This window comes from Arthrobacter sp. 2MCAF14 (genome assembly GCF_052115645.1).
Taxonomy (GTDB): Bacteria; Actinomycetota; Actinomycetes; order Actinomycetales; family Micrococcaceae; genus Arthrobacter.
Genome location: NZ_JBFRHB010000013.1, coordinates 1 through 21,497 on the forward strand (window position 1 = coordinate 1; position 21,497 = coordinate 21,497).

The following is a 21,497-nucleotide window of genomic DNA, read 5'->3' on the forward strand; positions in this document are numbered from 1 at the left end:
ATGGTCTGGGAGCGACGGGTCACGAGGCTCCGTGCAGCAGTGTTGCGCCGGTATCCCAGTTCGGTGATGGCCGCCTCGACACGCTCACGAGTGCCCTTGCTGACGTTGGGGTGGTCGTTGATCACCCGGGACACGGTCTGGTGCGAGACTCCCGCCCGTTCCGCCACGTCCTCAAGCCGTGGCAAGCGCCCGCTGCTTTTTGTCATGGAGCTATTCTGCGCGACTTGGAGGCCAAGCGACGAACGTGGCCGTTGCGAGTCCGGGCTGAGCTACCGGTCAGTACAGGACCATAGGCGCGGCGGGGATAGACTCGATTCAAGCCCACCAACCACCATTTGAGGAGCCCCATGCGCGCCACCATCATCCACGGTCCCGGCGACATCCGTATTGAAGACCGTAACTACCCCACGGTCCAGCTGCCCACCGACGTCGTTGTCAAAGTCACCGCCTCCTGCGTCTGCGGATCGGATCTGTGGCCGTACCGCGGGGTCAAGCCCACCCACCAGCCTTCGGCCATTGGACACGAATTCATCGGCACGGTGGAAAGCATCGGCGACGACATCACGGCCTTGGCGGTCGGCGACTTCGTCATCGCTCCCTTCCTGGTCAGCTGCGGCGCCTGCCCGCAATGCTTGAACGGCGTCACCGTTGCCTGCGATCATTTGGCAGGTTGGGGCGGCAAAGATGACAGCGGGCACGCGATCGACGGCGGCCAGGGCCAGTCCGTGCGCGTACCGCTCGCCGAGTCGACCCTCGTCAAGGTTCCCGGCGTCACGGAGCCCGACGACGCCCTCCGCGCGAGCTTGCTGACGCTTTCCGACGTGATGGCGACCGGCCACCACGCCGCCCTCGCGGCGAAGGTCGGCCCCGGCAGGACGGTCGTCGTCGTCGGCGACGGCGCGGTAGGGCTCTGCGGCGTGCTTGCAGCGAAGCGGCTTGGAGCCGAGCGGATCATCGCGATGTCCCGCCACGCCGACCGCCAGGCGATTGCCCTCGAGTTCGGGGCCACGGACATCGTCGCCGAGCGTGGCGACGATGGAGTGGCCAAGGTCCGTGAGTTGCTGGGAGGCGTTTTGGCCGACTCCGTCCTGGAGTGCGTCGGGACCAAGGAATCCATGGAACAGGCACTGCACAGTGTCCGCCCGGGCGGCGCCCTCGGCTTTGTTGGTGTCCCGACAGGCGGAGCCGAAGCCCCGCTGCGCTACTTGTTCGACACGAACATTTCGATTGCCGGCGGCATGGCTCCGGCTCGCACCTACATCCCGGAACTGCTCGCCGACGTGCTCGAGGGAAAGATCAATCCGGGCCGGGTCTTCGACACCGTGATGCCGCTCGAGGAAGCCCCCGAGGCCTACCGCGCCATGGACGAACGGCGCTCCATCAAGGTCCTGCTCACTCCCTGAGGCAAGGGCTGAGCCCTCGGATTTTTGAAGACGGCGATCGGCGGGTCCTATGACGGCCCGCCGGTCGGTATTCCCGCTGTTCAGCGTTTCAGCACCTCAGGGTTCAGCGCTTCAGTGCGAAGGGCTGACCATGTGATGCCGGTGTTCCTCGGTGCTGGGCTTGATCGCCATCGCAGTGACGACGAGCGCCACGAGGCCAGCGATCCAGGATGTCCAGGCTGCCCCCGCTTGCATGGCGTAAGAGCCTAGCCACGGAGAAAGGAACAGCAAGGCACCGAAAGCTGCCTGCACCCACTCCATAGCCGGCGTTCCGGGCATGGCCAGATTGATGACACCGCTAACGATCAGCAAAGCGCCGAACACGACCATCAAGGCAGCCGACGAGCCGGCCGCCGTGGTCCAGATGACCGACAGAGCAGCATAGAGACCGGCGACAACCGTGACCCAATCCTGCCATCGCGTCCATTTCTTCATTGAACCCACCTCTGTGATGTGAACTGCATCCCGGGGTACCGAGCATGTACTCCGGTACTGGTGTAACAAAATCCGAACGCGGCTACTTCCCAGCATCGCCGTCGTCGAATCCTGCCGCTCACGAAGCCTTGCTAAGAGCGGACTTCCGGTCTACAACGTAGTCATAGAGCAACATTGACGAACATGCCCGCCGTCGCCGGCACGTCCGTCCAGAGAGGACCCCGTGATATCGAGTCGCTGGTCGTAAAGTCACAGTCAGCCCAGTGCTGACTTATCGACGTCCGTTGGTGAGAACCGCCGTGGCCTCCGGCGTGGACCTGCGTCCGGCGCCAACGCCCAGGTTCCGGCCCGACCCCGCAAGGTCGCTTGCAGTCGAAACCAATGGAAGGAAAGAAATGTCAACCATGAAGGTCCCGGCACGAAGCGCCGGAACCGCCTTCATTGCAACCCTCGCTATCACGGCACTCGCCGCCTGCTCGAGCACCAGCACATCTTCCACGCCGAGCACCACGAGTTCCGGAGGAGCGGTACCGCAGATCTCCGCGGATGCATTCACGGCCGATTTCTCGGCGATGAAACAGCTCACGTCCCTCGCATCACAAGGCAAGGGGATGGTCGGCGTGCTTCTGCCGGACACCACCACTTCCGCGCGGTACGTCACCTTCGATGCCCCCTACCTGAAGAAGGCCTTCGAAGCCGCTGGACTCGACTCCTCAAAGTTCAAGATCGACAATGCGCAGGGCAGCGCAAGCACAATGCAGACGCAGGCCGAGGCTGACATCACAGCCGGCGCGTCAGTACTCCTTGTCGACGCCCTCGACTCCGGCTCCGGCGCGGCCATCGAGGCGGCCGCCAGCGCGCGCGGCGTCAAAGTGATTGACTATGACCGGCTCGTCAAAGGCGGGGCTAAGGATCGCACCTACGTCAGCTTCGACAACGTCAAGGTTGGCCAGCTGATCGGCCAGGGCGAGATCACGTGCATCGCAGACTGGAAAGTCACCAAGCCGAACATCCTGGTCATGGATGGCGATCCGACCGACAACAACGCGAAGCTGTTCGCCGAAGGTTATAACGGGGTACTCAAGCCGCACTTCGACAACGGCGAGTACGTCAACGTCGGAGAGCCGGCCGGCACCTGGACACCGTCCGTGGCACAGACGACGTTCGCCCAGCAGTACACCGCCCACCCGAACATCAACGCTGTGGTCACGCCTAACGACGACAACGCCAACGCTGTGATCGCCTACCTGCAGAGCAAGCAAATTCCCGCCAAAACCTTCCCGACCACGGGACAGGATGCGTCATTGTCCGGCCTGCAGAACATCCTGAAGGGCTACCAGTGCGGAACGGTGTACAAGCCGATCTACTTCGAGGCCCAGGCGGCCGCCGCGGCAGCACTCTACCTGCGGGCGGGCGTGACCGTTCCGTCAACCCTCGTCAACGGCAAGACTACAGACGACACCGCGAAGTCCGACGTCGGATCGGTCCTGCTGACCCCGCTGTGGGTGACCACGAAGAACATGGCGGACACCGTCGTCAAGGACGGCGCTGTGACGAGTTCTTCCCTGTGCATCTCGCAAGTTAAGGACGCGTGCACCGCGGCAGGTATCCAGTAGTCCAAACGATGAGTGAGTTGGCAACCCCGGACCCCGCCGACGTCGGGCCCCTGCTTCGACTGGAGGGCATCGACAAGAACTTCGGGCCTGTGCAAGCACTGGTCGACATCACCCTTGAGGTGCCGATCGGCAAGGTGACTGCGCTTGCCGGCGACAACGGCGCGGGCAAATCGGTCTTGATCAAATGCGTCGCCGGCATTCACACCCCCGACGACGGGCAGCTGTTTTGGGAGAACCAGCCCGTACGGTTGAACTCGCCGCACGAAGCCGCGGCGCTCGGAATCGAGACCGTCTACCAGGACCTCGCGCTCTGCGACAACCTCGACATCGTGCAGAACTTGTTCCTCGGCCGCGAACGCCTGCGCCATCTACTCCTCGACGAGGAGAGCATGGAGATCGCGGCCCGGGAGACACTCGCGAGCCTGGCCGTCACCACAGTGCGGTCGATCCGGCAACCCGTCGCGTCACTGTCCGGAGGGCAACGCCAGTCCGTGGCCATCGCGAAGTCGGTGCTGTGGAACTCGAAGCTTGTCATCATGGACGAGCCGACCGCGGCCCTCGGCGTCGCCCAGACGGAGGTCGTCCTCCACCTGATCCGCCAACTCGCCGATCGTGGCGTCGCCGTCATCGTCGTTTCGCACAACATGAACGACGTGTTCGAAGTCGCAGACCGCATCGCGGTGCTCAGGCTCGGCCAGCTTGTGGCCATCCGGCCTGTCACGGAGATGGACCGCCAGATCGTGGTCGACCTGATGACCACGGGGTTCTCCGATCGGGCAAGGCCTGAACTGGCGCCGCCACCGCCGTCGAACCGCCCGCTCACCGCAGCCAAGGGTCCGCTCCCCTCCGTGGCAGCCGCGCTCACTGACGAGCCGACCACGGCGGCCGCCAAGCGGAAGGCCGCATTGGCGTTGAACCCGGACATCACCGCCACGTCGCTGCCCGAATACTTCCGGGCGGCCCTGGCACGGGTCCGGGGCGGCGAGAGCGGCGTGCTGCCGGTTCTCGCGGGCCTGTTGCTCATCTCTGTGCTGTTCCAATCGCTGAACCCGAACTTCCTGACTCCCGGCAACATGGTGAACCTGCTCATCCAGGGTTCCGTTTTCATGCTGCTGGCAATGGGCCAGGTCTTCGTGCTCCTCCTGGGCGAAATCGACTTATCCATCGGGTACGTCGGTGGTGTGGGCGGCGTCATCATGGCCGAACTCGTCCAGGAGTCCACCGGCTGGCCTTGGTGGGCGGCGATCGCCGTCGGCCTGCTTGGTTGCGCGGGGATCGGCTTGCTTCATGGCACGATCATCACCCGCCTCGGACTGCCGTCGTTCGTCGTGACCCTTGGCGGCCAGCTCGGCTGGCTTGGCGTGATGCTCATCATCCTCGGCAGCGGCGGCGTGGTTCCCATCAACGACAACGTCATCAACAACATCGCGAGCGGCAACCTCAGCCCGGTCACCAGCTGGATCCTTATGCTCGTCGTCGTCGTCGCGTTCAGCACGTGGACGTGGCTGCGGGACGCCCGCCGGCGCAACACGGGACTCGTCGCGCCGCCCGCCAGCGTGAGCGGCCTGAAGATCGCAGCGGTGCTCGCCGCGGGTGTTGCCATCGTGTGGCTCTGCAATACGGACCGCGGCACTCTGGTCGAAATCAGCGGCGTGCCGTGGGTGCTTCTCGTCGTGCTCGGCGTCCTCGCCGCATGGACACTGCTGCTTGGGCGAACCCGGTTTGGCCGTTACGTCTACGCCATTGGCGGCAACGCCGAGGCCGCGCGGCGGGGAGGCGTGAACCTTGCCCGCATTCGCACCCTGGCCTTCATCCTCGCTTCCTTCACCGCCGGAATCGGCGGAATCGTCTACGCGTCGCGGCTCCGTTCCGTCTCGACGTCGTACGACGGCGGAACGCTTGTGCTTTATGCCGTGGCGGCCGCGGTGATCGGCGGAACCAGCTTGTTTGGCGGCCGCGGCAAGGTGCTGCACGGCGTCCTGGGCGGGCTCGTGATCGCCACAATAGATAACGGCATGGGCCTGCAGGGCTACAGCGCACCGGCCAAGTACGTCGTCACGGCGCTGGTTCTCGTCGCGGCCGTGACGATCGACGCCGTCGCACGCCGCGGGCGCTCCCGGACGTAACCGGCTTGTGGAATGGGCGGGCACGGAAGCAGCTACCTGGCCCGTCTGGACTTGGATAATCAGCAGGCTTAACGTTCAAGAGTGACTGGCTTCCCGGAGGGACGGTCCCAGGGGCAATCCCTCCGGCCAGTTCACGCAGTTCCGAGCGAGGAGGAAAGATGCGGAAGGTTGAAGAAACGATTGACGTGGCCGTCCCTGTCCGTACGGCTTACAACCAGTGGACGCAGTTTGAGTCCTTTCCCCGATTCATGTCCGGGGTGGAATCCGTAACCCAGTTGAGCGACACGACCAACCATTGGGTCACGAAGGTAGGGGGTGTGGAACTGGCATTCGATACGGAGATAGTCGACCAAGAACCCGACGACCGGATTGCCTGGCGCAGTATTGACGGCAAGTCGCACGCCGGCATCATTAGGTTTTCCCCGCTGGACGCGAACCACACGCACGTCAAAGTCCATTTCGAATGGGAGCCCGAAACCGTCATGGAGAAGGCCGGAGCAGCACTCCAGATTGACGAGATGCAGGTGAAGGCGGACTTGAAGAAATTCAAGGAGTTCATCGAGTCGCGTGGAAACGAAACCGGAGGATGGCGCGGTGAGGTGGAGGAGTAAATGACAGACCTCGGACGAGTGCTTGTGGTCGGCGGCACCGGGATGCTGGGCAGCCAGGTGGTGTCGAGGCTGCTGGCGGAGGGAAAGCAAGTCCGCGCCTTGGTGCGGCCGGGTTCGGACGCGAGCCGCCTCGAGCAGCTAGGGGCCACGATCGCCCGAGGCGACATGATGGACCCGGAGTCGCTTGTGAGCGCCATGGACAGCGTTGACGCTGTGATCACCTCAGCGGCGGGATACACCCACCATCGGGAGGGCGACAGCCCCGTCATCGACACGGTGGGCAACACCAACCTCGTCGATGCCGCCAGCCGCGCCGGTATTCGCCGATTCGTCCTCACGAGCATCCTCACTTGCGATCAGACCCCGGAGGTTCCGCACTTCTGGCACAAGAAACTGACCGAGGACCGATTGGAAGAACTCGGGGTCCCGTTCGTGGCGCTGCGTCCGGGCGCTTTCCTTGAGCAGATCGCGCGATTCGGCGACCCTTTCATCGAGGGGCGGCTTACGTGGTTCGGGTCTTCGAGCGTTCCCTTGACCTACCTGCTTGCCAGCGACCTCGCCGGATACCTTGCGGCAGCAGTCGACGCGAGCGGAGTAGAGGGGCAGCGTATCGACATCGGTTGGGACCGGCCGGTAAGCATGCAGGACATCGCCGATATCTCTGCCCGAATGCTCGGCCGACAGATTGAGCTCGTCCTCACCCCGATGAACCCGCTCAATCCGATGGCGAAGGACCTTAGGGCGATGATCGACTGGTTCGGGACCGGCCGCTACGTCGCCGATACGTCACGACAACGCGAAGTCTTCGGCCCGCCGCCAACCGCGGAGGACGCCGTCGCGCGCCTGCTCACCAGCCTCGGGCACAAGCTTGACTAAGCAATGCCCGACGGCGGGCGGTCGGGCCGCCCGTTGACCCGCGTTGACTCGGGTTAGCCCACGGCGGGCAGCGCGTCGGGGATGCGGGGCTTGGCGTTGCCGGCGAAGGTGAACTTGGCCTCGTCGCCCTCGCCGTCCACATCGACCACCACGATGTCACCCGGGTGGAGCTCGCCGAAGAGGATCTTCTCGGAGAGCTGGTCCTCGATCTCGCGCTGGATGGTGCGGCGCAGCGGCCGGGCACCCATGGCCGGGTTGTAGCCGCGGGTGGCCAGGAGGACCTTGGCGGCGTCCGTGAGTTCGATGCCCATGTCCTTATCGGCCAAATGCTGTTCCAAACGACGGATCATCAGGTCGACGATCTCGATGATCTCGTCCTGCGTGAGCTGCGGGAAGACAATGACGTCGTCGACGCGGTTGAGAAACTCGGGACGGAATTGCTGCTTGAGCTCCTCGGTGACCCGGGCCCGCATCCGGTTGTAACTGGTGGTGGTGTCCGTGCCGGACTGGAAGCCGGTGGCCACGCTCTTGGAGATGTCACGGGTGCCCAGGTTGGTGGTCATGATGATCACCGTGTTCTTGAAGTCCACCACCCGGCCATGGCTATCCGTCAAGCGGCCGTCCTCCATGATCTGGAGCAACGAGTTGAAGAGATCGGCATGGGCCTTCTCCACCTCGTCGAAAAGCACCACGGAGAACGGACGACGGCGGACCTTCTCCGTCAACTGGCCACCCTCGTCGTAGCCGACGTAGCCCGGAGGGGCACCGAAGAGGCGGGACACGGTGTGCTTTTCCGAATATTCGGACATGTCCAGCGTGATGAGGGCATCCTCATCGGCAAAGAGGAATTCCGCCAGGGCCTTGGCGAGCTCGGTTTTGCCGACACCCGTGGGGCCGGCGAAGATGAACGAACCACCCGGACGCTTGGGGTCCTTCAGGCCTGCGCGTGTGCGGCGGATCGCACGCGACACTGAATTAATCGCCTCATTCTGGCCAATAACGCGCTTGTGCAACTCCTCCTCCATCTTGAGCAGGCGGCTGGATTCTTCCTCGGTGAGTTTGAAGACCGGGATGCCTGTGGAATTCGCGAGAACCTCGGCAATCAGCTCCTCGTCGACCTCGGCGTTGCCGTCCGTGCCGCCGGCCTTCCATCTGAGCTCCCTTTCCCTGCGCTCGGCGACAAGTTTCTGCTCCTTTATGCGCAGCGACGCCGCGCCCTCGAAGTCCTGGGCGTCGATGGCGGATTCCTTCTCCATCTTCACCTCTGCGATGCGTGCATCCATCGCTTTCAGCTCCGGCGGACGGGTCATGCGGCGGATGCGAAGCCGTGCACCCGCTTCGTCGATCAGGTCGATCGCCTTGTCCGGCAGGAAGCGGTCCGAAACGTACCGCTCCGAGAGGCTCGCCGCGGCCGCCAGTGCGCCGTCGGTGATGGTCACCCGGTGGTGCGCCTCGTAGCGGTCACGCAGGCCCTTGAGGATCTCTACGGTGTCGGCCACCGACGGTTCCTGGACCTGGATCGGCTGGAAGCGCCGCTCCAAGGCGGCGTCCTTCTCAATGTGCTTGCGGTACTCGTCCAAGGTGGTGGCACCAATGGTCTGGAGTTCACCACGGGCCAGCAACGGCTTGAGGATGGACGCGGCATCGATGGCACCCTCGGCAGCGCCGGCACCCACGAGCGTGTGGATCTCGTCGATGAAGAGGATGATGTCGCCGCGGGTCCGGATTTCCTTCAGCACCTTCTTCAGGCGCTCTTCGAAGTCACCACGGTAGCGGGAACCGGCCACCACTGAGCCCAAATCGAGCGTGTAGAGCTGCTTGTCCTTCAGGCTCTCCGGCACGTTGCCCCGGACGATCGCCTGGGCAAGGCCCTCGACGACGGCAGTCTTGCCGACGCCGGGCTCACCGATCAGCACGGGGTTGTTCTTGGTCCGGCGGGAGAGGACCTGCATGACGCGTTCCATCTCCAGCGCGCGGCCGATCACGGGATCAAGCTTGTTTTCCCGCGCGGCCTGGGTGAGGTTGCGGCCGAACTGGTCCAACACCACCGAACCGGCGGGCGCAACCTCGGCCTGGCTTGGTCCGGCGACCATTCCACTGGGGTCCTTGCCCTCATAGCCGGAGAGCAAGTGGATGACCTGCTGGCGGACCCGGCCGAGGTCGGCACCAAGCTTGACCAGGACCTGCGCGGCAACGCCTTCACCCTCGCGGATGAGGCCGAGCAGGATGTGCTCGGTACCGATGTAGTTGTGGCCAAGCTGCAGGGCTTCCCGGAGGGCGAGCTCAAGCACCTTCTTCGCGCGCGGGGTGAACGGGATGTGGCCGGACGGGGCCTGCCGCCCCTGGCCGATGATCTCCTGTACCTGCTCGCGGACGCCATCGAGCGAAATGCTCATCGACTCGAGCGCCTTGGCGGCAACCCCCTCACCTTCCTGGATCAGACCCAAAAGGATGTGCTCGGTGCCAATGTAGTTATGGTTGAGCATGCGTGCCTCTTCTTGGGCAAGCACAACAACGCGACGGGCACGGTCCGTAAATCTCTCAAACATTTCGCCACACTCCTGGCAGCCGCCTACCTTGATGCTACGTCGCTGAGGGCCTTCTTGGGGGATCACCGGAGGCAGAATTTTGGATAGAGGGCCGGCCGGCCGCACGGCTCTTCTCCACAGACTGTCCAGACCGTGAAGAATGAGAACAACCGCCAAGTAGAGGGAATTACCATGAGCACCCTGAAGCAACGCCTGCATGCCGACGTCGTAGTCCACATGAAGGACCGCAACAAGACCGCGCTCACGACGGTCCGCAACGTCCTGGGCGAAATAGAGACGCGTGAAAAGTCCGGCAAGACACCCATCGAGCTGGACGACACGCAGGTGACGGCGCTGCTGCAAAAGGAAGCCGCCAAGCGTAGGGACACGGCCCGCATTTACACGGATGCCGGCGAGGCCGAGCGCGCTGCGGCGGAAATCGCCGAAGCGGAAGTCATTGAGGCCTACCTGCCCAAAATGTTGACGCCCGCGGAAGTCGAAGACATCGTCGACGAGGCAATCGCCGCGTTGAAGGCCAGTGGCCAGGAGCTTACGATCAGGCAGATGGGCGCCGTGATGAAGCCCGTCACAGCAAAGGTCGCCGGCCGCTTTGACGGCAAGGCGGTCAGCGAAATCGTCCGGACCCGACTCGCATAGATTCACCGGCACGCAGGGAGGAGCAGCCATGGCAGCCATCATCCTGGGATGGAATCCACGGCTTGGGAACGACTGGAACTACGAGGCTGTAATCGAGCAGGTCGCCGAAACAGGTCAATTCCTGGAGCGGTGGAACGTCGGGCAACACCGGAAGATCCAGCCAGGCAACCAGGCATGGCTTCTCCTGCAAGGCGGGGGCGCTCACGGACGGGGGCTGATCGGACACGGCGTCGTCATGTCCGAAAGCTATGAAGCGCCACAACGCACCGAACCCAAGAGCATGGCGCGGTACGTAAGCGTGGCCTTCGATGCCCTGCTCCCCCTCGGCGGCCAGATCCCGTCGAGTGTCCTCTCCAGGGAAGTGCCGGACGTGGCCTGGAATACCTTCCGTGGTTCGGGACGGTTCATTCCGCCGGAATCAGAACCTGGCCTTCAGCACATGTGGCAGGAGCACGGGCCAGGGGTCTCTGAGCCGTGCCAGATTGTTCCAGGGACCTACCCTGAAGGAGCCGTCAGCAGGATTGAAACGAACCGCTACGAGCGGGATCCTGAAGCCCGCCGGATCTGCCTGGCTTTCCACGGGACGTCTTGTGCCGCATGCACTTTCTCCTTCGAAGTAAGCTACGGGGACATCGGCAAGGACTTCATCCACATCCACCACGTGGTTCCCGTTTCACAGCTTGGCAGCGACTACCGGCTGGATCCCATAGCGGACCTTGTGCCGCTGTGTGCCAACTGCCACGCGATGGTACACAGGGGCGTGGGTACGCCTCGCACAGTGGCGGAATTGCGCCGGGCCATCGCCGCCGCCGGGCATTTGCCCGGCCAAATCGTCGACGACAGGGCATTGGCCGCCCAGGACGCCGCGCACCGGATCCTCGAGCAACGGTGACCACAGGGCCGTCCTCCGCACTAGCCAGCCAGGGTTCTTCCCCGTATTTTGGTTAACTACACCGTGTGGCGAGCACCACGCACTGTGAGTCAGATGATCCATTTGCCGGCAGAATGACCGGGGCGCAACGTCGCGGCCCGGTCCCGGCGAGACCTACCGGGCGTCACGCGTCGCCCGCTGTTCAGGAGGATACGCATGACCGGGATGTTTGAACTCTTCATCGACGAGGACACGAGCTTCAGATTCAGGCTCAAGGCGCCGGACGGAACAGTGGTAGCCGTCTCCAAGTCCTTTCCGGACAAGCGCGCCGCGGTGTGCGGCATCAGTGACGTCCGCGAATATGCAGGAATGGGCCTGATCACCGATCTCTGCCCCGAAGTCCCACTTCGCGGACCAGCGCCCACTCCACAGGCTCCCGTTGTGAGGCAAACCAGTCCTTCAGCGGTGCCGCCGCTTCCCTCCCCGCCGCGGCACCATAGTCCCCTCCCCCAAAGAGAGCGCACCCGGTCCTGGCATACTCCCGCCCTGGTCGACCATCCTGCACCGGTTTAGTTGAGGCGTAGACCTAAAGCGCGAGGACATCCGACCGCTGCGGCCCTTGTCCCGGCCCCGCGCCGCCGGTTGTAATGGACGCACGACGGCGACTCCCGCCGTCGTGCGCCGAAGGAGCCGCAATGTTCACCAGCCCGTACGCTGATGTCGAGATCCCCGAAGTCACGATTTATGAGTACCTGTTCGGTGGGCTGGGCGTCGAGGACCTTGACAGGATCGCGCTCGTGGACGGCACGTCGGGCGCGGAAATGAGCTACCGGCAACTCGTCAGCCGAATCGACGCCACCGCAGGCTGGCTCGCGAGCCACAAGGCAGGCCCGGGGACTACCTTGGGCCTTTTCTGCCCCAACGTGCCGGCGTTCGCCGTCGTGTTCCACGGGGTCCTCCGCGCGGGCGCCGCCGTCACCACGGTCAACGCGCTGTTTACGGCCGATGAAGTCGGAAGCCAGCTCAGCGATGCTGGCGCCTCCTGGCTCTTCACCATCTCGCCCTTCCTTGAGCGGGCGGAGGCCGCGGCGCTGCTTGCCGGGATCCCCGCAGAACGCCTCGTGGTGCTCGACGGCGGCGAGCTCGCTGCCGCCGCGGGGCATCCGTCGCTAGCGGACGTGCTTGAAGCCGGTCTTCCCGCACCGACTCTCAGCGTCGATCCGCACGCCGCCGCCGTCGTGCCCTATTCCTCCGGCACGAGCGGCACGCCTAAGGGTGTTCTGTTGAGCCAGTACAACCTCGTGGCGAACGTCGCACAGTCGCGTGCCTTTTTCCGTGTGACTCCCGACGACGTGCTGCTCGCCGTCCTGCCCTTCTTCCACGCCTACGGCCTGACAGTGCTGCTCAATCTCGCCCTCGGCGAGCGGGCCCGGCTCGTCACAATGCCGAAGTTCGACCTCGCCGAGTTCCTCCGGATCACGCAGGACCACCGCTGCACGTACCTCTTCATCGCGCCGCCCATCGCCGTCGCGCTCGCGAAGCATCCGTTGGTGGACCAATTCGACCTCTCGTCCGTGCGCGCCGTGCTTTCGGGTGCGGCGCCCCTCGACGGCGAACTGGGGCACGCTGTTGCGAAGCGGCTCGGGTGCACGATGCTCCAGGGCTACGGAATGACCGAGCTGAGTCCCGTGTCCCACGCCATTCCGCGTGACGGCGCCGAGCGCGTCCCGCTCGACTCTGTGGGCTACACCGTGCCGAACACGGAGTGCAAGCTCCTCGACCCGGCAACGGACGAAGAGATCGAAGTCCCGGCCGAAGGACCTAGCGCTCCCGGGCAGCTCCTTGTCCGCGGCCCTCAAGTCATGCTCGGCTACCTGAACCGGCCCGACGCAACCGCCGCGACGATTGATCCGGATGGCTTCCTCCGTACCGGTGACATCGCGACCGTCACTGCCGACGGCGTCGTGACGATCGTCGACCGGCTCAAAGAGCTGATCAAGTACAAGGGCTATCAGATTGCGCCGGCCGAGCTCGAAGCCCTCCTGCTCACCCACCCCCTGATCGCGGATGCCGCGGTCATCGGCATCCACGCGGACGACGGCGAAGAGGTACCGAAGGCGTTCGTCGTCCGGCAGGCGGGGGCCGAGCTCGGGGACGGCGATGTCCTGGAGTTCGTCGCCGGGCGGGTGGCGCCGTTCAAGCGCGTGCGATCGGTGGAGTTCGTCGATGTGATTCCCAAGTCGGCGTCGGGAAAGATCCTCCGGCGGGAGCTGCGCGCGAGGGCCTAGGATAGTCCGCGACTAACCCTTCGCCAGCGTTCGCAGGAGTTTCAGGGCCACGGAGATCGAAGCGAGGTCCACCTGCCCGGGTTTGGTGACCTCCACGAACGCGTCCTTGATCCTTCCCAGTTGCTCCTGGCGTCCGCTCTCCCATTCCACAATGCGTTCCACGGCAGAGGCACCGGAGGCCCCGCTCTCCCGGGTCGTCTGCATGACGGAAATGGTGATGTCGACGACGGCGGAATAGGCGTCGTCCCTTAGGGCTGCGCGGGCCAGCGCGTCCCACCGGCTTTGACGCGGCAGGTCAGTGATGCGCAGCAACAGCGTTCCCACGCCGATCCAGTGAATGACCGTGTGGTACATGTCGGCGATGGTGGTGAGGGGTTCATCCACCTGCTCCGCTACAAGCGAGATGTCCAGGAGCGAGAAGCTCTCCAGCAAATCGGAGGCGCGCCGCCCGAGGTCACCCGGCATCCCGACGTCATTCCAGTGCGCCAGGCGCTGCTCGGCGCGGTCAAGGTCCGAGCCGCGCAGAAATTCCGTGGTCCGGGTCCGCAGCAAGTCCAGGGTCGGTCCGATCCGCTTCAGGACTTCGTTGATGGGCTGGTCCCGATGATCGTGGGTCACGTACCACCGGACAGCCCGGTCTAGGAGCCTGCGCAGTGGAAGGGCCACCGAGGCCGCGTGTTCGCTGGGAAACCCGGGAGGCAGGCTGGCGATCCTGTCCACGAACCGCTGCAGCTCATAAGCCTCGCGGACAACAACGAAGGCCCTGGCCACGGCCGCGGCGGTGGCCGTGGTTTCCTCGATGGCGCGGAAGGCGAACGTGATCCCCCCAAGGTTAATCATGTCGTTGGCGACCACGGTGCAGATAATCTGCCGACGCAGCGGATGGGAGTCCAGCTCAGCATCAAAGCGCTCCGAGAGCTGATGAGGGAAATAGCCTCGGAGGACCCGCTTGAACCAGGGATCGTCGGCGAGGTTGCTGGCAGTGAGCTCCCCGGCCAATTCGATCTTCGCGTAGGCGGCAAGCACCGACAGTTCGGGCGAGGTCAACCCTGTGCCTACCCGCAGCCGGTCCTGGATTTGTTCCGTGCTCGGCAGCCCCTCCAAGCCGCGGTCCAAGTCCGCGGCGTTCTCGAGCCAGTCCATGATCCGCTCAAAGCCGGGGCTCAGCTCGAGTGCCTGGTGCCGGTCGTTGAAGAGGAGGACGTTCTGGTCCATGTTGTTTGCCAAGACCAGGCGGCTTACCTCATCGGTCAGGGAATGCAGGAAGCCCGTACGTTCCTCAGGCCCCATCTTCCGAGCCGCAATCATCCGGTCGATGAAGATCTTGATGTTGACCTCGTGGTCCGAACAGTCCACGCCGGCCGAATTGTCTATCGCATCCGTGTTGAGGAGGACGCCGGCGAGGGCCGCCTCTATCCGGCCGCTCTGCGTGAAGCCCAGGTTCCCGCCCTCCGCCACGGTCCGGGCCCTCAGCTCGTTGCCATTGACCCTGATGGGGTCGTTGGCTTTGTCACCCACCTGCGTTTGGTCCTCGGTGGAGGCTTTGACGTACGTTCCGATGCCACCGTTATAGAGCAGGTCCACGGGCGCCCGGAGAATGGCCTGCATCAGGGCGTGCGGTGGCAGGGATACGGTTCCCGGTTCCAGGCCGAGGGCGGTCCGGACCTGCTCCGTAATCCCGATGGCTTTGGCCCGGCGGGAGTGGACACCCCCGCCTTCGCTGATCAGCGAGGGGTCGTAGTCGGCCCAGGAGGAACGGGGAAGGCCGAAGAGGCGCTTGCGTTCTTCGAAGGACGTTGCCGCGTCGGGGCTCGGGTCAAGAAAGATGTCCCGATGGTCGAAGGCGGCCACCAGACGGATGTGCGGTGAGAGCAGCATCGCGTTTCCGAACACGTCGCCGCTCATGTCTCCGATGCCGGCAACAGTGAAGTCCTCGCGCTGTGAATCCACGCCGAGCTCGCTGAAGTGGTGTTTCGCGGATTCCCAGGCGCCACGGGCCGTGATGCCCATCTGCTTATGGTCGTATCCCACGGATCCTCCGGAAGCGAACGCGTCGCCGAGCCAAAAGCCGTATTCCCGGGCCACGGAATTGGCTGCGTCTGAAAATGACGCTGTTCCCTTGTCGGCGGCAACCACCAAATAATAGTCATCGCCGTCATGTCGCACCACACGGTCCGGGGGCACCACCGATTCTCCCTGCCCTGAGGCGAGCAAATTGTCCGTGAGGTCCAGCATGCCGTTGACGAAGATCCGGTAGCACTCCAGGCCCTCAGCGAGCCAGGCCTCGCGGTCCATGACCGGGTCCGGCAATCGCTTGGGATAGAAGCCTCCTTTTGCCCCTGTTGGGACAATGACGGAGTTCTTCACGTTTTGTGCCTTGACCAGTCCCAGGACCTCGGTCCGGAAATCCTCGCTTCGGTCTGACCACCGCAAACCCCCGCGCGCCAAGTCCCCGAAGCGCAGGTGGACGCCTTCCACCCGCGGCGAGTAGACCCACAACTCGTACTTGGGCCGCGGAAACGGGGCACCGGCGATGGCTGCAGGATTGAGTTTGAAGCTCAGGTGGGCCTTGTCCAGGAAGTAGTTGGTCCGCGTTGTGGCTTCCACAAGGTTCATGAAGGTCCGCAGCAGACGGTCCGCGTCGAGGACCGGAATGTCGTCGATGGCGGCCGTCAACTCTTTCTTCGCGTCAGCAGTTTTCCGGTCGCGGTCAGACTCGTCCGGTCCTGGATCGAACTTCGCTTGGAACAGAGCCAGGAGCGCGCGCGTTGCCCGCACGTTGCTGATCAGGGTGTCCGCGATGAATCCGTACGAGTTGGTTGTCCCCAGTTGCTGGAGGTACTTCGCGTAGCTTCTCAGGATTACGGATTGCCGCCATGCAAGCCGTTCCCGGATAACGAGCGCATCGATCCGGTCCGATTCGATGTCCCCCCGCATGGCGGCCGTAAAAGCGTCCGCGAGCAGGCCGCTGGTTTCCGCAGGGTCGACGCCGTCGGGATACTTCACGCCGAGGTCGTAGAGAAACAGGTCCTGGCCGGTACCGCGCCGAAGTTCGAAAGGCCGTTGGTCCAGTACTTCGAGCCCGAGGTTGTGCAGGAACGGCAGGATCTGCGTGAGGCTCCTGGGCTTTGTCAGGTAAAGGCGGATCCGGGCGTCCTCCACGAGGGTGCTCGAGGCGCCCTTCCTGACGTAGACCGTGAGCAGCGGGTCCCCGTATGGTCTGCCGCCTGTACCGTCCAGATCGAACGTCTCGAAATTGATGATGTCTCCGACCGCGGCTTCCACGTCGTAGACCGCGCGATAACTGGGGGGAAATGCTTCCGACCAGAGGCCGGTGAGCCTTGCGGCCTCCGACGCCGGGAAGCGGTCACGGATCGCATCATCGAGCCCGTCCGACCAGGAGCGCGTAGCAGCGATCAGGCGCCGCTCCAGTTGGGCAGGTTCGACGACGGCGGTACTTGACGCCGGCGCGTCCGGCGCTGCATCACCATGGATCCGGAAGAACACCCGGGCCATGGGTGACTCGGTCAGGCGGACCTCGAAATCGACAGAGTCCGCCTTGAACGCCCGCCTGAGTTCTTCTTCCATCAACAGCCGCACCGCCGTGCTGTAGCGGCGGCGCGGGAAGAAGACGAGCGCCGACACGAACCGTCCAAAGCTGTCCGGACGAAGGAACACGCGGATCCGCTGCTGCACCTCCGCCCGAAGAATTTCGTCCGTCAGGCGCGCGAGCTCATCCGCTTCGATGTGGAACAGCTCATCCCTCGGCATGGTGTCCAGGACAGCCATGAGTTCCTTGGCCTGGTGGGATCGGGGCGTAACCCCCAGTCTTTCGCTGACGGCCTGGACTTTCTCCCGGAGTACCGGAATCCGCAGGACCGACTGGTGCGCGGCGCCGGGCGTGAACAACCCCAAGAAGCGCCGTTCGCCGGTGGCCCGGCCGGCCTCATCGAACACTTGCAGGCGCACTTCGTCCAGGTACGAGCGCCTCAGGACCGTGGACCGGAGCTCCGAGGTGGCAAACGTGAGTGCTTGGGACCGGCGGATATTTGGTACGCCCGGCCCGGTGCTTCCGGCGGCGTCCCCCTGCGGCCGCCTCAACAGACCGAGCGCGGAGCCTTGCCGCTCCGCAAGTACCTCCTGGCCGCCCGCCCTCGTGAGCTCAAATTCGGAGTAACCGAGAAACAGGAAGTTGCCGTCGTCAAGCCAGAGGAGCAAGTCACGCAGCTGTTCCGGTGCCGGCACCGCGGCGCGCAGGAATCCGTCCACGGAGGCGGCTGCTTCGGCGACCTTCCCATGGATAGCGGCCGCGTCGTCGGCGGCAACCCGAACATCATCCAGCACCCTCTGCAGGTTTTCCGTTAGTTCCTTTGCGGCCGCCGCATCCGGCAGCCTGCCGATTTCCGCAGCGATCCAGACCTCGGTTTCCCCGGCCTCCGGCGGGGTCCCTCCCGAAGCGCCCGCCGCGGAAATTCCAAGGCAGACTTCCAATAGCTGGTGAGACACCGGGTCCCGAAGCACCCGAAAGGCCGGATGAACAAGCAGGTTGATCGATGTGTCGCCGCGGGTGAGCTCCGCCGTGACGGAGTGGACCAGATAGGGGATGTCGTCCGTCACCACTGCGACAACGCTGGCATCTAGTTCGGTCAGGATACCGACCGCGGCCTGCCCGGGCGCGCGCGACGACGCCACTTTCAGATGGTGCCCGGCCCGCGCCCGGAGCGTCTCAGGACTGTGGCTCCGCAGATCCTCCGGGGGCACCTGGGAGTAGTATTCGGCCAGGAAAGTTTCGCTGGGTTCAAGGGAACCCGGTGATTTCGCCTCCCCCGCCGGCACCGATTCGCGTGTCATGTCAGCGCGCCTCCACTGCGGGTGCCACTCGCAAACTGGGGTTGACGATCCAGCCCCCGCGCCTCCTTCATCATGGCTGGCCGCACCGACCCCGTCCAGTGCTGCAAAAAAGTATCAGGACACCACGCGGGCGCGGGCCGCATGGCCCGCGCCCTGCTATCGGCGTCTGCGGACTAGTGCTTCCTGAAGGCGCCCTTAATCTTTTCGCCTGCCAGCTTCAGATCGGCCCTGAGCTGACGGGACTTGCCCTCAGCCTTCAGCCGGTCATTGCCGGTGGCCTCGCCGGCCGCTTCCGTGGCCTTGCCGTGGAGTTTCCCGGCAGCGTGATGGAACCTCTCACCCCAACCCATAATGGCTCTCCTTAGTCGGCGGCCCGCGGCGGGACACCGCGAGGCCGCACTTAAATTGTAAGTACGGAACTATGGCAAAGGCAGGTCCCGGAGTGAAGCCTTGCCGCTCAGGAAGCGCGGATACGCGTCCCGTACCATGGGGCGGATGGTGTTCATACGGCTATACCGCGAAGGCAAACTCGAACGTGACGATGTCAGGGCCCACGAGATCGAAGCCCTGGCCCGCCAGGATGACGTGGTGCTGTGGATCGACTACACGAACCCGACGGCGGATGACCTGCTCGGCGTCGAAACCGTGTACGGGCTTCACCGACTCGCCGTCGAGGACGCCGTCCACGATTTTCAGCGGCCCAAACTGGACCGATACCCGAACCACCTGTTCCTTTCGGCTTACCAGGCGGCGCTAAAGCCTGGCACCGGCGAACTGGCCGTCGTCGAGATCTCGGCATTCGTAACCCATAACGCCCTGGTGACGGTGCACGGGCCCGAGTTCGACACCGACGAACTGACGGCGCACTGGGACTCGGAAACCGACCTGGCCCAACACGGAGTGCCGTTCCTCTTCTGGGGCCTGCTGGACATGATCGTCGACGGGCACTTCGACGCCGTCCAAGAACTCGATGGCTACATCGACGCCCTCGAAGAGTCGCTTTTCGACGACCACTCCCCCGATCATGACCTGCAGCGTAAGACCTTCGAGCTCCGCAAGAACCTCGTCCGGCTCCGCCGCGTCGTCCTGCCCATGCGTGAAGTCCTCAACACGCTCCTCCGGCGGGAAGACCTGGTCGGCTGCAGCCCGGCGATGCAGCCCTTCCTGCAGGACGTCTACGACCATGTGCTGCGTGCCTCGGAGTGGACGGAATCGCTCCGCGACCTAGTCACGACCATCCTGGAAACCCACATCAGCATCCAGGGGAACCAGATGAACCTGGTCATGAAGAAGGTCACCAGCTGGGCCGCAATCATCGCCGTCCCCACTGCCGTGACCGGCTTCTTCGGGCAGAATGTGCCATTTTTCGGATTCCAGAGCGATTACGGCCTCTGGTTGTCCTGCGCTCTCATGGCCGGCGGTTCAATCTTCCTGTACCTCGCCTTCAAGAAGCGGGACTGGATCTAGCTCCCTTGGAGGTCTTCCGTCCTACTGCTCGCCCCTTCGGGCCGGAAGCACCAAGAGCGCATCTCCGATCGCGCGTTCCGAACCGCCCGACGGGCTGTTCTGGACTTTCCCATCGGCAACGGCGGTTGTTGAGCCGCCGCCGTCGAGGTTCATGGCCTGGACCATGCCGAGTGACACCGCGACGTCAGCCTCTTCCTTGAGGCTCAGTCCCAGCGAGGAAGTTGAGCGTCCGTCCGCGGTGACAAGCATGGTCCTGCCCTGGGCATCGGCCCCGGCGAAGGTCCGGGGGTTCCGCTTGTGGACCCAGCCGTAGTAGAAGCTGTTTCCATCGTTGGGATGCACCATGCCGTCATGCCCGGCAGTGACGTCCGCGCTGCCGTCCTTCACGAGCAAGGGTCCGCCGTTGACGACGCTTGTGGCCTTGTTGGTGTGCAGGGGCTTCCCGTCCTCGCCGAGCAATCCGGCGTCGATCTTCAGCTTCGCGCCCACGGGAGCGAGTGCGCGGAGCCGTGCGACGTCGGTTCCAGTGGCCTGGATGGTGTGTCCGCCCGCAGGGACGGCCCCGCCACGGGTTTCGGCGATGGATGTGACAGTGTCGTGGCTGTCCACCATCACTTCAAGGCCCGGGCCCGTGGGCGTGGTCGGCCCGAATTCCGGAGTGAACGTGACGAGCTCGTTGGAGTTCGTGCAAGTGACGTCCTGGAGCGGGCCTGAGGTAGGCAGGTCACTGGCGCCGCCGCAGTTGCGGATCAGGCCCGGCACCCGGTCGATACCGTCCAAAGTCGCTTCTCCGGAAGGGGCCGAGATTTTCCCTGACCAGGTGAGCCGCTGGATATTGCTGGCGTTCTTCTTTCCGTCAATGACGAGGGCCGGGCGGTCCGCCACGGATTCGCTGAGAATCTTGCCTCCGTACACACCAACGCCGGCGGGGTCGCCTTCAGCACCGGCCTTCGGGTCGAAGACGAAGAAGCCTGCATTCACAGCGGCGAGGGCGTGGGCGTCCGATGACAGCTGGCTGGTCGTCTCCCGCTTCTCCAGGTCCGGGCCGAAGGAGGCGGCGAGCTGGCCTTGGTACGTCCCAGGGTCGATCGTGATGACGTCAAGATTCCACGGTCCGCGCGTCGTCGTGCTGGTTTCGGAGTCGCCGTCCCAACCGGTGTAGATCACTGAGGACGCGAAACCAGCGGCTTTGATCTTCGCGACGACGGAGGCGCCGTCCGCCTGAGCGGCAAAATGGCCGGCGCGGACCCGGTAACCCAAGTCGCCGCCGGCGTCGGCAAGCTGCGGCGACTGGACATGTTCAACGCGGGCATCGACGCCGGCGGCCTTCAGCTTGTCGGCAGTGCGCTGCGCAGTGGCCTGGCTTGAGAGCGCCGACGCCGGAGCATCCGGATCCGGCGAGTCAGAGGGGATGGCTACTTCGGCCGTCCAGAAGAGCGAGGAGTCAGCTCCACCCCGGCTGATTTTGGTGAGTGTGACGCCGGGCGCAAGGGTTGTCACCGTCCGGTTCTCGGGAAGGTCAGCGGCGCCAAGGTTGAGGTGGGCACCCTGATCAGTGCTCTTGCCACTTGTCCGGACATCGTCCGCATGGGTGGGGCCCACAGGGCTGAGGAGCGCTGAAAAGACGGCCAGAACGAGCCCGCCAGTGAGGGCACTACGACGTTGAGGGAGGCTTTCATGCGTCCACCGTATAGAGACCAGACGGTCGCCCGGGCCGGTTTTCGGGTTT

At 64.3% G+C, this 21,497-nt stretch carries 16 protein-coding genes; 10 read left to right on the forward strand and 6 right to left on the reverse strand.

Annotated features, from left to right (window positions below):
- The coding region (locus AB4074_RS10815) for a LacI family DNA-binding transcriptional regulator (protein ID WP_441413379.1) at nucleotides 1–206 on the reverse strand (206 nt) is incomplete at its 3' end.
- Nucleotides 207–347: 141 nt separating this feature from the next.
- Between AB4074_RS10815 and AB4074_RS10820 the strand changes: the two genes are divergently transcribed.
- Entirely contained in the window at nucleotides 348–1,403 is a 1,056-nt protein-coding gene (locus AB4074_RS10820) for a zinc-dependent alcohol dehydrogenase family protein (RefSeq protein WP_441413380.1), read from the forward strand.
- A 111-nt stretch (nucleotides 1,404–1,514) separates the two neighbouring features.
- Here AB4074_RS10820 and AB4074_RS10825 read toward each other — a convergent pair whose 3' ends face one another.
- Nucleotides 1,515–1,877 (reverse strand): SPW repeat protein, encoded by a 363-nt coding sequence (locus tag AB4074_RS10825; RefSeq protein WP_441413381.1) that lies wholly within the window; start codon nucleotides 1,875–1,877, stop codon nucleotides 1,515–1,517.
- 395 nt (nucleotides 1,878–2,272) lie between these two features.
- Between AB4074_RS10825 and AB4074_RS10830 the strand changes: the two genes are divergently transcribed.
- The 4 genes from AB4074_RS10830 (at nucleotide 2,273) to AB4074_RS10845 (ending at nucleotide 7,106) form a co-directional block, all read left to right on the forward strand.
- Nucleotides 2,273–3,493: a sugar ABC transporter substrate-binding protein gene (locus tag AB4074_RS10830; protein ID WP_441413382.1), complete on the forward strand. Its 1,221-nt coding sequence runs from the start codon at nucleotides 2,273–2,275 to the stop codon at nucleotides 3,491–3,493.
- Nucleotides 3,494–3,501: 8 nt separating this feature from the next.
- Nucleotides 3,502–5,619: an ABC transporter permease subunit gene (locus tag AB4074_RS10835; protein ID WP_441413383.1), complete on the forward strand. Its 2,118-nt coding sequence runs from the start codon at nucleotides 3,502–3,504 to the stop codon at nucleotides 5,617–5,619.
- A gap of 158 nt (nucleotides 5,620–5,777) precedes the next feature.
- The gene (locus AB4074_RS10840) at nucleotides 5,778–6,230 is read left to right on the forward strand and encodes an SRPBCC family protein (protein ID WP_437770188.1); all 453 of its coding nucleotides are present in this window, start codon (nucleotides 5,778–5,780) and stop codon (nucleotides 6,228–6,230) included.
- Nucleotides 6,231–7,106, forward strand: a complete 876-nt coding sequence (locus tag AB4074_RS10845; protein ID WP_441413384.1) for an SDR family oxidoreductase — start codon at nucleotides 6,231–6,233, stop codon at nucleotides 7,104–7,106.
- Nucleotides 7,107–7,159: 53 nt separating this feature from the next.
- On the opposite strand, the gene AB4074_RS10850 is transcribed toward AB4074_RS10845, so the two are convergent.
- On the reverse strand, nucleotides 7,160–9,655 hold the full coding sequence (locus AB4074_RS10850) for an ATP-dependent Clp protease ATP-binding subunit (RefSeq protein ID WP_441413385.1): 2,496 nt from the start codon (nucleotides 9,653–9,655) through the stop codon (nucleotides 7,160–7,162).
- A 171-nt stretch (nucleotides 9,656–9,826) separates the two neighbouring features.
- Between AB4074_RS10850 and AB4074_RS10855 the strand changes: the two genes are divergently transcribed.
- The 4 genes from AB4074_RS10855 to AB4074_RS10870 all read left to right on the forward strand — a co-directional run bounded on the left by AB4074_RS10855 (nucleotide 9,827) and on the right by AB4074_RS10870 (nucleotide 13,450).
- Nucleotides 9,827–10,291 (forward strand): GatB/YqeY domain-containing protein, encoded by a 465-nt coding sequence (locus AB4074_RS10855; RefSeq protein ID WP_345450832.1) that lies wholly within the window; start codon nucleotides 9,827–9,829, stop codon nucleotides 10,289–10,291.
- Nucleotides 10,292–10,319: 28 nt separating this feature from the next.
- A complete protein-coding gene (locus AB4074_RS10860; RefSeq protein WP_441413386.1) occupies nucleotides 10,320–11,183 on the forward strand; it encodes an HNH endonuclease in 864 nt (287 codons plus the stop codon).
- A gap of 195 nt (nucleotides 11,184–11,378) precedes the next feature.
- Nucleotides 11,379–11,735 carry a YegP family protein gene (locus AB4074_RS10865; protein WP_441413387.1) on the forward strand — a complete coding sequence of 119 codons (357 nt, stop codon included), beginning with the start codon at nucleotides 11,379–11,381 and terminating at the stop codon, nucleotides 11,733–11,735.
- A 122-nt stretch (nucleotides 11,736–11,857) separates the two neighbouring features.
- Nucleotides 11,858–13,450, forward strand: coding sequence for an AMP-binding protein (locus tag AB4074_RS10870; RefSeq protein ID WP_441413388.1), 1,593 nt, complete (start codon nucleotides 11,858–11,860; stop codon nucleotides 13,448–13,450).
- Nucleotides 13,451–13,462: 12 nt separating this feature from the next.
- Here AB4074_RS10870 and AB4074_RS10875 read toward each other — a convergent pair whose 3' ends face one another.
- Nucleotides 13,463–18,301 (reverse strand): NAD-glutamate dehydrogenase, encoded by a 4,839-nt coding sequence (locus AB4074_RS10875; RefSeq protein ID WP_441413389.1) that lies wholly within the window; start codon nucleotides 18,299–18,301, stop codon nucleotides 13,463–13,465.
- Between the two features lie 173 nt (nucleotides 18,302–18,474).
- Nucleotides 18,475–18,651 (reverse strand): CsbD family protein, encoded by a 177-nt coding sequence (locus tag AB4074_RS10880; RefSeq protein WP_441413390.1) that lies wholly within the window; start codon nucleotides 18,649–18,651, stop codon nucleotides 18,475–18,477.
- A 145-nt stretch (nucleotides 18,652–18,796) separates the two neighbouring features.
- Here AB4074_RS10880 and AB4074_RS10885 point away from each other — a divergent pair, with 145 nt between their 5' ends.
- Nucleotides 18,797–19,768 carry a magnesium transporter CorA family protein gene (locus AB4074_RS10885; protein WP_345450865.1) on the forward strand — a complete coding sequence of 324 codons (972 nt, stop codon included), beginning with the start codon at nucleotides 18,797–18,799 and terminating at the stop codon, nucleotides 19,766–19,768.
- A gap of 21 nt (nucleotides 19,769–19,789) precedes the next feature.
- Here AB4074_RS10885 and AB4074_RS10890 read toward each other — a convergent pair whose 3' ends face one another.
- Nucleotides 19,790–21,370, reverse strand: a complete 1,581-nt coding sequence (locus tag AB4074_RS10890; RefSeq protein ID WP_441413391.1) for a phosphodiester glycosidase family protein — start codon at nucleotides 21,368–21,370, stop codon at nucleotides 19,790–19,792.
- Between the last annotated feature and the right edge of the window lie 127 nt (nucleotides 21,371–21,497).